Origin of the sequence: uncultured Marinobacter sp., from assembly GCF_947259545.1 — a bacterium.
Classification (GTDB): Bacteria; Pseudomonadota; Gammaproteobacteria; order Pseudomonadales; family Oleiphilaceae; genus Marinobacter.
Map to the genome: position 1 here is coordinate 184,712 of NZ_CAMYMK010000002.1, position 12,473 is coordinate 197,184.

Annotated in this window: 13 protein-coding genes; 11 read left to right on the forward strand and 2 right to left on the reverse strand. The window is 59.1% G+C overall.

Features of this window, described 5'->3' with window-relative positions:
* From pqqD to Q0Y21_RS01065, 8 genes are all read left to right on the forward strand, one after another.
* Positions 1-264 carry a pyrroloquinoline quinone biosynthesis peptide chaperone PqqD gene (gene pqqD, locus Q0Y21_RS01030; protein WP_297792457.1) on the forward strand — a complete coding sequence of 88 codons (264 nt, stop codon included), beginning with the start codon at positions 1-3 and terminating at the stop codon, positions 262-264.
* Complete coding sequence (gene pqqE, locus Q0Y21_RS01035; protein ID WP_297790691.1) at positions 261-1,418, forward strand: pyrroloquinoline quinone biosynthesis protein PqqE; 1,158 nt, start codon at positions 261-263, stop codon at positions 1,416-1,418. Before pqqD ends, pqqE begins: the two co-directional genes overlap by 4 nt.
* The gene (locus Q0Y21_RS01040) at positions 1,384-3,279 is read left to right on the forward strand and encodes a prolyl oligopeptidase family serine peptidase (protein WP_297790693.1); all 1,896 of its coding nucleotides are present in this window, start codon (positions 1,384-1,386) and stop codon (positions 3,277-3,279) included. Before pqqE ends, Q0Y21_RS01040 begins: the two co-directional genes overlap by 35 nt.
* Positions 3,280-3,359: 80 nt before the next feature.
* A complete protein-coding gene (gene ercA, locus Q0Y21_RS01045) occupies positions 3,360-4,523 on the forward strand; it encodes an alcohol dehydrogenase-like regulatory protein ErcA (RefSeq protein WP_297790695.1) in 1,164 nt (387 codons plus the stop codon).
* Positions 4,507-6,264, forward strand: a complete 1,758-nt coding sequence (locus Q0Y21_RS01050; RefSeq protein ID WP_297790697.1) for a NahK/ErcS family hybrid sensor histidine kinase/response regulator — start codon at positions 4,507-4,509, stop codon at positions 6,262-6,264. Before ercA ends, Q0Y21_RS01050 begins: the two co-directional genes overlap by 17 nt.
* 71 nt (positions 6,265-6,335) lie before the next feature.
* Positions 6,336-6,620: a hypothetical protein gene (locus Q0Y21_RS01055; protein WP_012136930.1), complete on the forward strand. Its 285-nt coding sequence runs from the start codon at positions 6,336-6,338 to the stop codon at positions 6,618-6,620.
* Between the two features lie 32 nt (positions 6,621-6,652).
* Positions 6,653-8,029: a class II fumarate hydratase gene (locus Q0Y21_RS01060; protein WP_297790700.1), complete on the forward strand. Its 1,377-nt coding sequence runs from the start codon at positions 6,653-6,655 to the stop codon at positions 8,027-8,029.
* A gap of 17 nt (positions 8,030-8,046) precedes the next feature.
* Positions 8,047-8,529, forward strand: coding sequence for a CDP-archaeol synthase (locus Q0Y21_RS01065; RefSeq protein WP_297790702.1), 483 nt, complete (start codon positions 8,047-8,049; stop codon positions 8,527-8,529).
* Positions 8,530-8,532: 3 nt separating this feature from the next.
* Here the strand turns inward: Q0Y21_RS01065 and Q0Y21_RS01070 are convergent, their stop codons facing one another.
* On the reverse strand, positions 8,533-9,507 hold the full coding sequence (locus Q0Y21_RS01070; RefSeq protein WP_297790704.1) for a metallophosphoesterase: 975 nt from the start codon (positions 9,505-9,507) through the stop codon (positions 8,533-8,535).
* Positions 9,508-9,622: 115 nt separating this feature from the next.
* Between Q0Y21_RS01070 and msrA the strand changes: the two genes are divergently transcribed.
* The 3 genes from msrA to Q0Y21_RS01085 are packed head-to-tail and all read left to right on the forward strand — an operon-like array spanning position 9,623 to position 11,474.
* Positions 9,623-10,267 (forward strand): peptide-methionine (S)-S-oxide reductase MsrA, encoded by a 645-nt coding sequence (msrA, locus tag Q0Y21_RS01075; protein ID WP_297790705.1) that lies wholly within the window; start codon positions 9,623-9,625, stop codon positions 10,265-10,267.
* 10 nt (positions 10,268-10,277) lie between these two features.
* Complete coding sequence (gene msrB / locus Q0Y21_RS01080) at positions 10,278-10,700, forward strand: peptide-methionine (R)-S-oxide reductase MsrB (protein WP_297790707.1); 423 nt, start codon at positions 10,278-10,280, stop codon at positions 10,698-10,700.
* Between the two features lie 9 nt (positions 10,701-10,709).
* Positions 10,710-11,474 carry a lysophospholipid acyltransferase family protein gene (locus tag Q0Y21_RS01085; RefSeq protein WP_297790709.1) on the forward strand — a complete coding sequence of 255 codons (765 nt, stop codon included), beginning with the start codon at positions 10,710-10,712 and terminating at the stop codon, positions 11,472-11,474.
* A 24-nt stretch (positions 11,475-11,498) separates the two neighbouring features.
* Here Q0Y21_RS01085 and Q0Y21_RS01090 read toward each other — a convergent pair whose 3' ends face one another.
* A complete protein-coding gene (locus Q0Y21_RS01090; protein ID WP_297790711.1) occupies positions 11,499-12,470 on the reverse strand; it encodes a calcium/sodium antiporter in 972 nt (323 codons plus the stop codon).
* Between the last annotated feature and the right edge of the window lie 3 nt (positions 12,471-12,473).

Sequence of the window (12,473 nt, forward strand, 5' to 3'; positions counted from 1 at the left end):
ATGGCGAAGGTGCCCCGCCTGCGCCCGGGCTTCCGCTTCCAGTGGGAGCCGGTGCAGGACTGCTACGTACTCTTGTACCCGGAAGGCATGGTGAAGCTGAATGGTAGCGCCGGTGCTATCCTGAACGAAGTGGATGGCCAGCGCAGTGTGGCCGACATTATCGCCACCCTCGAACGGCAGTTTCCGGACGCCGGTTCCCTGGAAGGGGATGTGAACGACTTTCTCCGGGACGCTTGCCAGCAACATTGGATCGAGATGTCATGACTAGCCCCGAGGCAGGCAAAACGGTCAGGAACCCGCATAAGGCGGGGCCACCCCTCTGGTTGCTGGCGGAGCTGACATACCGGTGCCCGCTGCAGTGTCCTTACTGTTCCAATCCGCTGGACTTTGCCAATACCGAGCAGGAACTGACCACGGAAGAATGGGTGAGCGTGCTGCGCCAGGGCCGTGAGATGGGTGCCGCGCAGCTGGGATTTTCCGGCGGTGAGCCTCTGGTTCGTCAGGATTTGCCGGAGCTGATCGCCGAGGCGCGACATCTTGGCTATTACAGTAACCTGATTACGTCCGGCCTGGGACTTAGTGAAGCGAAGGTGAACGCGTTCCGGGAAGCCGGCCTGGATCATATCCAGGTCAGTTTCCAGGCGTCAGACCCGGAGCTCAACAATGCGGTGGCGGGCTCCCGTAAGGCGTTCGACCAGAAGCTGGCCATGGCCCGCGCTGTGAAAGACGCCGGCTACCCGATGGTGCTTAACTTCGTGATCCACCGCCATAACATCCATCAGATGAATGACATCATGGCGTTGTGCGAGCGCCTGGGGGCGGATTACGTCGAGCTGGCCACCTGCCAGTATTACGGTTGGGCGTTCAAGAATCGCGAGGGGCTGATGCCGTCCCGGGCGCAACTGGAAAAGGCGGAAGCGGAAGTTCAGACCTATCGTCAACAGTTGGCCGCCAGCGGCTCGGCCATGAAGCTCATCTTCGTCACCCCGGACTATTATGAGGAACGCCCCAAAGCCTGCATGAACGGCTGGGGTAGCCTGTTCCTGACCGTGGCCCCGGACGGCACTGCGTTGCCGTGTCACAGCGCAAAGCTGCTGCCCATTGATTTCCCGAGTGTGCGGGAGATGGAGCTCAAGACCATCTGGTATGACAGCCCCGGTTTCAATCATTACCGGGGTGACAGTTGGATGCCCGAGCCCTGCCGGTCCTGCGATGAGAAAGGCAAAGATTTCGGCGGTTGTCGCTGTCAGGCGTACCTGTTGACCGGCAACGCCGACAACGCCGATCCGGTGTGCAGTAAATCCTCTCACCATGACCGAATTCTGGCGGCGAGGAGAGCCGCCGACCACGCCACGGCAGGCATTGATGAGCTGACCTATCGCAATGCGGATAACTCCAGACTGTTCTTCAGGGGCTGATGTTTCCTGCGCCCCTGCCCGTGATTCCGACCCCTGCGGGCAGCCGGTCCTGCTGAGCGCCGAGGACGCCTGTGCCTCCTACATCCAGCGCGGGGCACTGTCGGTCTCGCGGGCCGGCGTGTTCTGGCTTCAAACTGAACCGGCTCTTGGCATAACGGCGCTGTGGCACCTGACAGACCAGGGCCCGGCACGGCTGGGGCCACAAGGCTTGAGTATTCGCAGTCGGGTCAATGGGTATGGCGGGGGAGCGTTGGCCGCTTCGGATCTCGGTGTGTTTGTGGTGAGCGAGGATCAACAGATTCACTTCATTGATCGGATGGATGGCCACTGCCAGCAACTGACCGAGGAACGGGGAGTTGCCTATGGTGGACTGTTGGCGGATCCGGCGCGACACCGAGTGTTCGCGGTAAGGGAGAGGGACGGTCAGCAGCAGTTGGTGGCTGTGGGTCCGGAGCAGGGCATCCAGATCCTGCACAGCGGCCAGGATTTTTACGGGGCACCGGCACTTTCCGATGACGGATGCCATATTGCCTGGGTCAGTTGGCAGTTGCCGGATATGCCCTGGCTCCGGTCCGAGCTCTGGACGGCTCTGGTGACAGAGAGTGGTTGGCTCCGCGGCTGCGAAACCTGGCCGACCCCTTCGGAAGCGTCGGTGCAGCAACCGGTGTTTGCCGGCGACACCCTTTGGGTACTGTCCGATCATGGTGGCTGGTGGCAGCCGTGGCGCCTGAACCCGGACGGCGATAACGGTGACTGGGTAACGTGTGATGTGCCGAACCTGGATCATGCCAATGCGCCCTGGCAGCTTGGGGAGTCTCACCATGTCTCCCTGGTGGGTGGTGGCTGGGCCAGGGTTCGCTATTGCAACGGGTCCGGTGAACTCTGGCTGGTTGACCATGATGATCACCAGGGCCGAAGGGTGGCCGCTACATTCAGTGATTTTCGTGATCTGTGTTCAGTGGGGGCGGAGTTGTATTGTATCGCCCGATCCTCCACGCGGCTGGATGCGGTGTTGGCAATCAACCCCGGCACCGATCAGGTGCGAGTTGTCGCGGGTGGCGAAGAGGCCATGAAGGGAAACTCACCGGCCTTGCCGCAGAACTTTGTGGTGCCCACTGGAAGCACCTCCGAGCCGGGTATTCAGGGCTTTTTCTACAGCCCCACCTCAGAGGAGCCGGAGAATCCGCCGCCCCTGATCCTGGTAGCCCACGGTGGCCCGACCTCGGCAGCCTATCCGGTCTTCAACCCTCACATACAGTTCTGGTGCCAGCGCGGATTTGCCGTGGCCGAAGTTAATTATCGTGGCAGCTCCGGTTTTGGCAGAGAGTTCCGGTTAGCGCTCGCGGGTCGCTGGGGCGAAGCCGATGTCGAGGACATGGAGCGGGCGGCCGATTATCTCGCCGAGTGCGGCCTCGTTGACGGCCGTCGCCTGTTTATACAGGGGCGAAGTTCCGGAGGGTACACGGTATTGATGACATTGATCGCCAGTCGCCGCTTTGCCGCCGGCGCAAGCATGTATGGTGTGACCGATCCGTTACGCCTGCGGGCGGCAACCCATCGATTTGAATCCGGATATCTGGATTGGCTGCTGGGCTCTCCACACCAACATCCCGAGCGCTGGGACGCGCGGACGCCGCTACACCAGGCCGACCGCATCCGGACACCCATGATTTTCTTCCAGGGGGGCCAGGACCAGGTGGTGGTTCCCGAGCAGACCAGGGCCATGATTGCCATGATGCAAGCCGCCGACCTATCGCCGGAACTGCACTGGTTTGACGACGAGGGCCATGGTTTTCGGCATCGGTCCAGCCAGGCTGGCATGCTGACCTGGCTCTACAGCTTTTATCGGAAGCACAGTTGATTTAAAGGCCATGAACCTGCGGGGAACTTGAGTTAAACTTTCGACGATTCCTATAATAAAAATGCGTCGAGTACAGCCCAATGAGTCACGACATATCAGCACTTCGAAAATTTGTTTCACCAGAGATCGTGTTTGGTGCGGGGGCGCGTAAATCCGTGGCCAATTTCGCCAGTAACTTCGGTGCAAAGCACGTACTGCTGGTCTCCGACCCGGGCGTGGCAATGGCTGGCTGGGTGAATGAGATTGTAGCGCTGCTGACGGATGCCGGCATTCGCACCACGATATTCACCGGCGTTTCACCCAATCCCAAGGTGGATGAGGTGATGGCGGGGGCGGAGTTGTACAAATCCAGCGAATGCGATGTCATTGTCGCCATTGGTGGTGGCAGCCCCATGGATTGCGCCAAGGGGATTGGCATTGTGGCAACGCACGGGCGCAGCATTCTGGAGTTCGAGGGGGTGGATACCATTACTCATCCGTCGCCCCCGCTGATATTGATACCAACCACAGCGGGTACATCGGCAGATGTCTCGCAGTTTGCGATCATTTCCGATCCCAAACGGCGCTTCAAGTTTTCCATTATCAGCAAGGCGGTGGTCCCCGACGTCTCCCTGATTGATCCGGAAGTCACGGAAACCATGGACGCCTATCTGACTGCCTGCACAGGCGTGGATGCCATGGTTCATGCGATCGAGGCATTTGTTTCCACCGGCAGTGGGCCGTTAACCGATACCCATGCCCTGGAAGCGATTCGTCTCATTAACCGCAATCTTGAGCCGCTGGTGGAGAACACCGCAAACCCGTTCCTGCGTGAACAAATCATGCTGGCGTCGATGCAGGCCGGGCTGGCTTTTTCCAACGCCATTCTCGGCGCAGTGCACGCCATGTCCCACAGTCTTGGGGGTTACCTGGATCTGCCACACGGTTTATGTAATGCGTTGTTGCTGGAACATGTCGTTGCCTATAACTACGTCTCGGCGGAAGACCGTTTCCGCCGGGTGGCGGAGGCGATGGACATCGATACCCGCGGTATGGGCAAGCCTGAAATCAAGAAGCGGCTGATGAATCGTATTGTCGAGCTCAAGCGCAAGGTCGGGCTGGAGGCGCGGCTCGCCGAGTTGGGGGTTACCGTGTCCGATATTCCGTACCTGTCAGGGTTCGCCCTGCAGGACCCCTGCATACTCACGAATCCCCGCAAATCCAGTTTGCGGGATGTCCAGGTCGTTTATGAAGAAGCCCTCTGAGGAAAAGGACAGTGGCTATGGAGTGGGCGATCTGCTGGGGCTGGGAAGCCAGTCGGTCCGCAAGAACTATTACCCCGCCCTGCAGGAACGCATAGAGGAGCTGGAGAAGGAGCGTAACCGCTATAAGTGGCTGTTTGAAAACGCACTTCATGGCATTTTCCAGGCCAACATGCGTGGTGGCTTCCTGGCCTGTAACCCGGCGATGGCCCGTATCTGCGGCTACGCCAGCGCCGAGGAGCTGAAGCAACGGGTGATCCGGCTGCGGGAACAGTTGTTCTGCAGTTCCAATGAGTTTGACAAGATCCGCCAGGAGCTCCTGGACGAGGGCAGTCTGCGTGTGCGGGAGACCCGTCTGCGTCGGGCGGACAACACGCCGGTGCATGTTGCGATCTCCATGTTGCGACGCCCGGATCTGGGCCCGGAAGTGGTGGAAGCCTTCGTTGCGGACATTACTGAACGGGTTCAGGCCCGGCAAAAACTGGAACAGCTCAATGCCGATCTGGAGCGACGGGTGGAAGAGCGCACTGCAGCCTTGCAGAATGCCAACGTCGGGCTGCGCTACCAGATTGAGGAGCGGGAAAAGGTTGAGCGCGAACTGGTGGTCGCCATGGAGGCCGCGCGTGAAGCCAACCGCAGCAAGGACAAATATTTGGCCGCTGCCAGCCACGACCTGATGCAGCCGCTGAATGCCGCCAGGCTGATGATTTCTGCCCTTCAGGACAGCCAGTTGCCAGATCAGGAACAGCGCATGGTGCACCAGGTTCACCGCGCCCTTGAGGGGGCGGAAGACCTGTTGGCGGATCTGCTGGATATCTCCAAGCTGGATCAGCAGGCGATGAGGCCGGATCTGGCATTCACTGACGTGGCGGCGCTTGCCACCGGGCTCGGAGAAGAGTTTGAAGCGGTGGCCGCCAATGCCGGTTTACAGTTCCGGATTCATACGGTGCCCGCAATGGTCAGAACCGATCAGCGTATGCTGACCCGCATCATCCGTAATCTGTTGAGCAATGCCTTTCGCTACACACGCCAAGGAGGAGTTCTGCTGGCTTTGCGCGCCCGTGGTGACTGCCTGCGTATCGAAGTCTGGGACACTGGGGTCGGCATCGAAGAGAGTAAGCTCCGGGATATCTTCAGGGAATTTCACCAACTGCTGCCCCAGGGCACTGGCGGGCGTCAGGGCGTGGGGTTGGGGCTGGCCATTGTGGAACGCATGGTCAGGATTCTGGACTACGATATTGACGTTGCTTCCCGGCCGGGCAAGGGTTCCCGCTTTGTATTGACCGTTCCCCTGGAGAAAAGTATGACTGGCCAGGCAGCAGTCGGGGAAAGGAATCCGCTCGAAACCTTTACCGAAGGTTTCAACGGTGCACGGGTACTGGTCATTGATAATGAGCAGGCTGTTCTGGATAGCATGCGGGTATTGCTGGAGCGCTGGGGGTGCACGGTCAGGACGGCCCGCAGTGATACTGAAGCCCAGGAATCGCTGGCGGCGGAGGAGCGGCCTCCATCCGTCATCCTGGCGGATTATCATCTGGATAATAATCTGACGGGGTGTGAAGCGATTTACGGCGTCCGCCGCAAACTGGATAGGGATATTCCCGCCGCGATCATTACCGCTGACAGTAGTGACAATATTCGAAGACTGGTGCGTGCCCAGTACCTGCCGATCCTCAACAAACCCGTGAAACCCAATCGCCTGCGAGCATTGTTGACCAGTCTGCTGGGGCCATCTTCGGAATAACGAACTAACCCGTCATGGCCCAAGGGTCTACACTGATTCCTGAGATCCCATGAATTTCAGGAGAGTGCATCATGGCAATAACCGATAACGCCCTGACCAATCACGAAGTGACCATCTGCCTGGCTGGCGGTGCTGTCCTTGGCCCGTTCAATGCCACATGGTCCCAGGACAATGGTGGTGATGTCCGCGAACTCGTGAAGGAATACGATGCCTTTTTGCAGGGTGAGAAGCAGCACCGGTTCAAGTTCCATCTCCACGATACCTACACCAATACCGTCCAGACATTAGTTGTTAACTTTGAACAGGTTACGGGAATTTGTGACCATGTCAGACTGAAGTCACACCATGGGGGCTGACGATTCCCTGATACCGATAAGGAGAGGGTGTCATGAGTGAATTCAGAACGGAGAAAGACAGTCTCGGAGAAGTGAATGTTCCTGCGGACGCTCTCTGGGGCGCGCAGACACAGCGGGCCATTGACAACTTTCCGGTCAGTGGCCAGCCCATGCCGTCGGCATTTATTGCCGCGGTTGCCCGGATCAAGCAGGCAGCGGCGGAGGCCAATGCCAGTCTTGGGTACCTGGACAATGAAAAGCGGGATGCGATCGTCGAGGCATGCGAACAACTGGTGAACGGCGAGTATGCCGACCAGTTTCCGGTGGACCGCTACCAGACCGGGTCTGGTACCAGTACCAATATGAACGTCAACGAAGTGATTGCTGCAGTGGCGGCGCGTGCCGGAGTGGAGGTGAACGCCAACGATCATGTCAATATGAGCCAGAGCTCCAATGACGTGATTCCAACTGCCATCCATGTCAGTGCCGTGACTACGGTTCAGACCCGGCTGTTGCCGGCATTGTCTCATCTGTGCGGTATGATCTATGAGCGGGAAGCGCTGTTCTCTGAGCAGGTAAAAACCGGCCGAACGCACTTGATGGACGCCATGCCGGTTACCCTGGGGCAGGAGCTTCGCACCTGGCGTGAGCAACTTCTGGCGACGGAAAAGCGTGTGGAAGCGGCGGTTGACGATCTGATGTCGCTACCGCAGGGCGGAACGGCCGTTGGCACCGGTGTCAACGCACCCGATGAATTTGCAGGACAGTTCGTCAAGTTCCTGGCTACCGACACCGGGTACCATTTCCGCTCCCTGGAACACAAGTTTGTCGGGCAGAGTGCCATTGATTCGCCCGTGGCATTATCTGCCCAGCTACGGGGGGTGGCGATCGTACTGACCAAGATTGCCAATGACCTGCGCTGGATGAACAGTGGGCCGATTCATGGGCTGGCAGAGATCAGCCTGCCGGCACTGCAACCCGGTAGCAGCATCATGCCGGGGAAAGTGAACCCGGTAATTCCGGAATCGGTGGCCATGGCGAGTGCCCAGGTCATGGGGCTGGATACGACGGTTGCGTTGGCCGGTCAGTCCGGCAATTTCCAGCTCAATGTGATGCTGCCGCTGGTAGGGGCGAACCTGCTGGATATGGTGGACTTGCTGAGTAACGCTTCGTCCATACTGGCCAACAAGGCGATCAAGGGCTTCAGCGTCAATGAGGATAACCTGAACGCAGGGGTAGGCCGGAATCCGGTGCTGGTCACAGCCCTGAATCCGGAAATTGGCTACGCCCTGGCCGCGGACATCGCCAAGGAAGCCTACCGCACAGGTCGCCCGGTGATTGATGTGGCAGAGGAGCGAAGTGGGCTGGACAGGCCCCGGTTGGAAGCGCTGATGGATCCGCTCAAATTGACCCGTGGCGGGGTTTCCTGAACCGGAGGCTGATTGACTTGATCCTGGCACTGGAGCTGTTCGTGATGTTGGTGCTGGCTAACGGAGCCCCGGTGGTTGCCAGGAGATTGTTTGGCCATCATTGGTCGGCACCGGTGGACGGTGGCCGACTCTGGCGCGATGGTCGCCCAGTGCTGGGTAAGAGTAAGACCTGGCGTGGTGTGGTGTCTGGCACAGTGAGCTGTGGCCTGTTTGCCATGGTGGCGGGTCTTGGGTTGTTCTTCGGTTTGCTGTTCGGTTTGATGGGGCTGCTCGGGGATATACTCAGCAGCTTCATCAAGCGGCGACGTGGGCTGGAGGCCAGTGCCAAGGCTTTATGGCTGGACCAGGTTCCGGAAGCGCTACTGCCGATGATCCTGGCGTTTTTATGGTTACCTCTGGGGCTCTGGCAGGCGGTGGCGGTTGTGGTGCTGTTTACCCTGTCCAATATTTTGTTCTCACCCCTGCTATACCGCCTCGGTATCCGGCGCCAGCCGCACTGATCTTTACTCCGGTCCCCGAGTCAGGGTGTGGATCGTCACTTCCGGTGGGCAGTTCAGACGTACATTGATCACCGAGGTGCCCGATCCTGGCGAGGTGTACCCCTGCATGCCATTCATTTGCCAGTGTCCACGGCCGAGAGCCCTTGGGCAATCGGAATCCAGGGTGACGGGAATGCCGCCGGGCAGGCAGATCTGGCCGCCGTGGGTATGGCCGCACAGAAAGATGTCGTAGCCGGCGTGCGCGGCTTCCCGATAAATCTCCGGTGTATGGCTAAGTAAGATACTGATGCCCCCGAGGGGGATGTTATCCCCTGCCCGGTGCAGGTTGTGGACCTTGTAGAAGTGGGCATCATCTACCCCCGCCAGGTAAAGGACTTCTCCATTACGATGAATCTCTGAGTGTTCGTTCATCAGCAGCCGGTAGCCCATGTCTTCCAGGCCGGGAACCATCCGTATGCTGTCGTGATTGCCCAGCACCGCGTAGGCATCGCCGCGAATCGCATCCCTGAGTTTTGCCATGCCTTCCAGTGCTTCGTCCACCGGCCCCCAGGTCAGGCGCCGGTAATCACCGGTCAATACGCACAGGTCGTATTCCAGGGGGGCGATCTGGTCAATCACCGCCTGAAGATTGGCCTCGTCCATATCGACATGCAGGTCAGTCAGATGAAGGATGCGGAAACCCTCAAAGGATGCTGGCAGATCAGGTATATGAAACGAGCTGTTGGTGGTGGCCAGGCGTCGACTGTTGCTTTGCCCCCGCCCGAACAGGCCAGACAGTTGCAGGCAAAAACGGATAAACCCGGGGGCTAACGCCCAGTTCTCCAGGTGGAATGTCCTGTGGTTGGGTCCGAATACCCTGGCTTCAGCCTCCCGCTCGATCCCCAGCCTCTGGCGGGCGTGGACGGGACCAAGCCTCAGGCTTAAGCGGTACTCCAGTAGTTCATCCTCACTTTCTGGTGCATGAGCCCTGGCGGTCATGATAATTCCCATGTTGCACGTATTGGCAAACCCTAACTTCATTATGGTTGGCTTGGGGCGTGTTGCAACCGCAGTGATACAATGTTCATGTTTCACCAAACGAGTGGAGGCGATTATGGCAACATCATGTAATATTCCGGGGCTGGAAGTGCCACGCAGCCGGTTTCCCGATCCGGAGCAGGATCTGGAAGACAGCGCCAGCGCTGCCCATGTGGTTCTGGCTGGCGGTTGTTTCTGGTGCGTTGAAGCTGTGTTTCTGGCGATTAACGGCGTAACCCACGTGGAGTCTGGTTATGCCGGCGGCAGTGCCGACACGGCACATTACGAAGCCGTATGCGGTGGCCAGACCGGTCATGCCGAAGTGGTGGATGTTCACTACGATTCGTCTAAAGTCAGCTTTGGTCAGCTATTGAAAGTCTTCTTTTCCGTAGCCCACGACCCCACTCAGTTGAATCGTCAGGGGCATGATCGGGGCACGCAATACCGGTCCGCGGTGTTCTATGAAACGCCGGAGCAGAAGCGTGTGGTTGAGGCCTACATCCGTCAATTGGATGCTGCTGGGGTCTATCCGGAGCCCATCGTTACCCGGCTGGAGCCGCTGGAGGCCTTCTATCCGGCCGAAGCCTATCATCAGAACTTCGCCGCCCAGAATCCCTATCAGCCCTACGTCATGGCGGTCGCCGCGCCCAAGGTGGAGAAGCTGGTGGAGTCCTATGGCGATTATCTGAAACCCGATTACCGCAACGACGACACAGCCTGAGGAGGTTGCCATGAGTGTTTCTGCTTCCGGATACGACCTGACACCACTGACTCCAGCACAAATCGAGGAGATGGCCGCAGATCTGTCGGCGGAGGAGCGCCGGGTGCTGCTTGACCATGGTACCGAGCATCCCTTCTGCGGGACGTTGCTGGATAACAAGAAAGAAGGTGTTTACCACTGCCGGTTGTGCGACCTTCCGCTGTTCAGTTCCAGCTCCAAGTTTGATTCCGGTACCGGCTGGCCCAGTTTCTTCCAGCCTTTTGACAAGGAACATATCCGCTACATCGAGGACAACAGCCTGGGCATGACCCGTACCGAGATCCGGTGTCCGCGGTGTGACTGTCATCTGGGTCACGTATTTCCCGACGGCCCCCCTCCCACCGGACAGCGGTATTGTCTGAACTCTGTTGCCATGGTGTTTCGGGACCAATAAGGAACCTGGATGATCAGACTGACGATGAGCCCGCTGACGGAATCGGCCACCTTGCTGAGACGGGCGGGCGTTGTTCTGGGGTCCGCGGGGCTGACGGCCTTGTACTCCTTGCTGGTCCTGTTGCGGGCGCTGTTTGGCCGGCTGAATCGACCTATTGTCGACAAGTATTGCCGCGAGTGGTCGGCGGCGTTGTTGCGGCTGGTGCGGGTGAGTCTCACGGTGCGGGGCGCAGTGCCTGATTTTGGCGATGGTCGGCGTTATATCATCATGTGCACCCATGCCAGCCATTACGACATCCCGGTGACCTTTGTCTCCATGCCCGGATCGGTGCGGATGCTGGCCAAGAAGGAGCTTTTCAGCATTCCGTTGCTGGGGCAGGCGATGAAGGCGGCGGAGTTTCCCTCTATTGACAGGGCCCATCGGCAGCGTGCCGTGAGGGATCTGGAAAAGGCCAAGGCAATGATGGAAAGCGGTATCGTGCTCTGGGCTGCGCCGGAAGGCACGCGATCCCCAGATGGGCGGTTGCTGCCCTTCAAGAAGGGGTGTTTTCACCTGGCGCTGGACACCCAGGCGGTGATCGTGCCGGTGGCAGTCCGGGGCATTCACAAGGTCTTGCCGGCCAGGACCTGGCGTATCAATCTGGGGCAGCCAGTGGAAGTCAGGGTCGGCGCCCCCATCGATACTTCGGGTAAAAGCAAGGAGGATCTGGTGGAGGTAATGGCCGAGGTGCGCGGGCGCCTGGAAGGTCTCCTGGGAGATGGTGAAGCCAGCTGATTCCGTGGCTTCACCTTTTCGTGTTCAGCGGATGATGGTTGACGCCAGATACCCCGTATAGCTGACGTAAACCAGCAACAGCAGTGCACCATCGAAACGGCTGATCAGCCTGTTTTTTCCGGTCAACCCCAGGGTCATCAATAACAACCCTGCGGTGAGCGCTGCCATGAGAGTCCAATCGCGGTAGAGGACTTCCGGGTCAACGGTCAGCGGTTCTATGGCAGCCGCCAGGCCGACGACGGCCAGGGTATTGAAAATGCCGGAACCCACAATGTTGCCGAGAATCAGGTCGTGTTCATTCTTCTTGACCGCGGCCAACGCCGATGCCAGTTCCGGTAGCGAGGTACCGATGGCAACGATGGTCAGGCCGATAATCAGGTCACTGACGCCCAGGCTCTGGGCGATGGTCACCGCGCCCCAGACCAGCATCCTGGAGCTGACAATCAGCAGCACCAGACCGACCAGCAGCCATATCAGGGCTACTTTCAGTGGCATCGGATGGGCAATCAGTTCCGCATCGGTATCGCCTACCAGAGTGTCGCCTTTTCCCTTGATGCCCTGGTAAATGGACCAGCCCATGACCGCGGTGAATACGCCCAGCAACACCCAGCCATCCAGTCGGGTCAGCTGCCCGTCCAGCAGCTGCACCCCGGCAATAGCGGTCAGTGCCAGCAGCAATGGCAGTTCTTTGCGAATCACCTGGGAATGGACCGCGATGGGGGCGATCACCGCTGTCAGCCCCACGATCAGGGCGATGTTGGTGATGTTGGAGCCGTAGCCGTTACCCAGTGCCAGGCCGGGGTTGCCATCGGCGGCCGCCATGGCGGAAACGGCCAGTTCCGGGGCCGAGGTGCCGAAGCCAATGATCACCATGCCGATCAGCAATGATGGCATGCCCAGATGTTTGGCGGTGGCGGCAGCGCCTTCGACAAATCGGTCTGCGCTCCAGACCAGTAGAACAAGACCGGCAATAATGGCTCCGATTGCCAACAACATAAT

Excerpts from the sequence above, each read along its gene's own strand:
- Q0Y21_RS01060 (WP_297790700.1), top strand. The coding sequence starts at position 6,653 with ATGAGTGAATTCAGAACGGAGAAAGACAGTCTCGGAGAAGTGAATGTT.
- Q0Y21_RS01070 (WP_297790704.1), bottom strand. The coding sequence starts at position 9,507 with ATGACCGCCAGGGCTCATGCACCAGAAAGTGAGGATGAACTACTGGAG.
- msrA (WP_297790705.1), top strand. The coding sequence starts at position 9,623 with ATGGCAACATCATGTAATATTCCGGGGCTGGAAGTGCCACGCAGCCGG.
- Q0Y21_RS01050 (WP_297790697.1), top strand. The coding sequence starts at position 4,507 with ATGAAGAAGCCCTCTGAGGAAAAGGACAGTGGCTATGGAGTGGGCGAT.
- Q0Y21_RS01090 (WP_297790711.1), bottom strand. The coding sequence starts at position 12,470 with ATGTTGTTGGCAATCGGAGCCATTATTGCCGGTCTTGTTCTACTGGTC.
- msrB (WP_297790707.1), top strand. The coding sequence starts at position 10,278 with ATGAGTGTTTCTGCTTCCGGATACGACCTGACACCACTGACTCCAGCA.
- Q0Y21_RS01040 (WP_297790693.1), top strand. The coding sequence starts at position 1,384 with ATGCGGATAACTCCAGACTGTTCTTCAGGGGCTGATGTTTCCTGCGCC.
- Q0Y21_RS01055 (WP_012136930.1), top strand. The coding sequence starts at position 6,336 with ATGGCAATAACCGATAACGCCCTGACCAATCACGAAGTGACCATCTGC.
- pqqD (WP_297792457.1), top strand. The coding sequence starts at position 1 with ATGGCGAAGGTGCCCCGCCTGCGCCCGGGCTTCCGCTTCCAGTGGGAG.
- Q0Y21_RS01085 (WP_297790709.1), top strand. The coding sequence starts at position 10,710 with ATGATCAGACTGACGATGAGCCCGCTGACGGAATCGGCCACCTTGCTG.
- ercA (WP_297790695.1), top strand. The coding sequence starts at position 3,360 with ATGAGTCACGACATATCAGCACTTCGAAAATTTGTTTCACCAGAGATC.
- pqqE (WP_297790691.1), top strand. The coding sequence starts at position 261 with ATGACTAGCCCCGAGGCAGGCAAAACGGTCAGGAACCCGCATAAGGCG.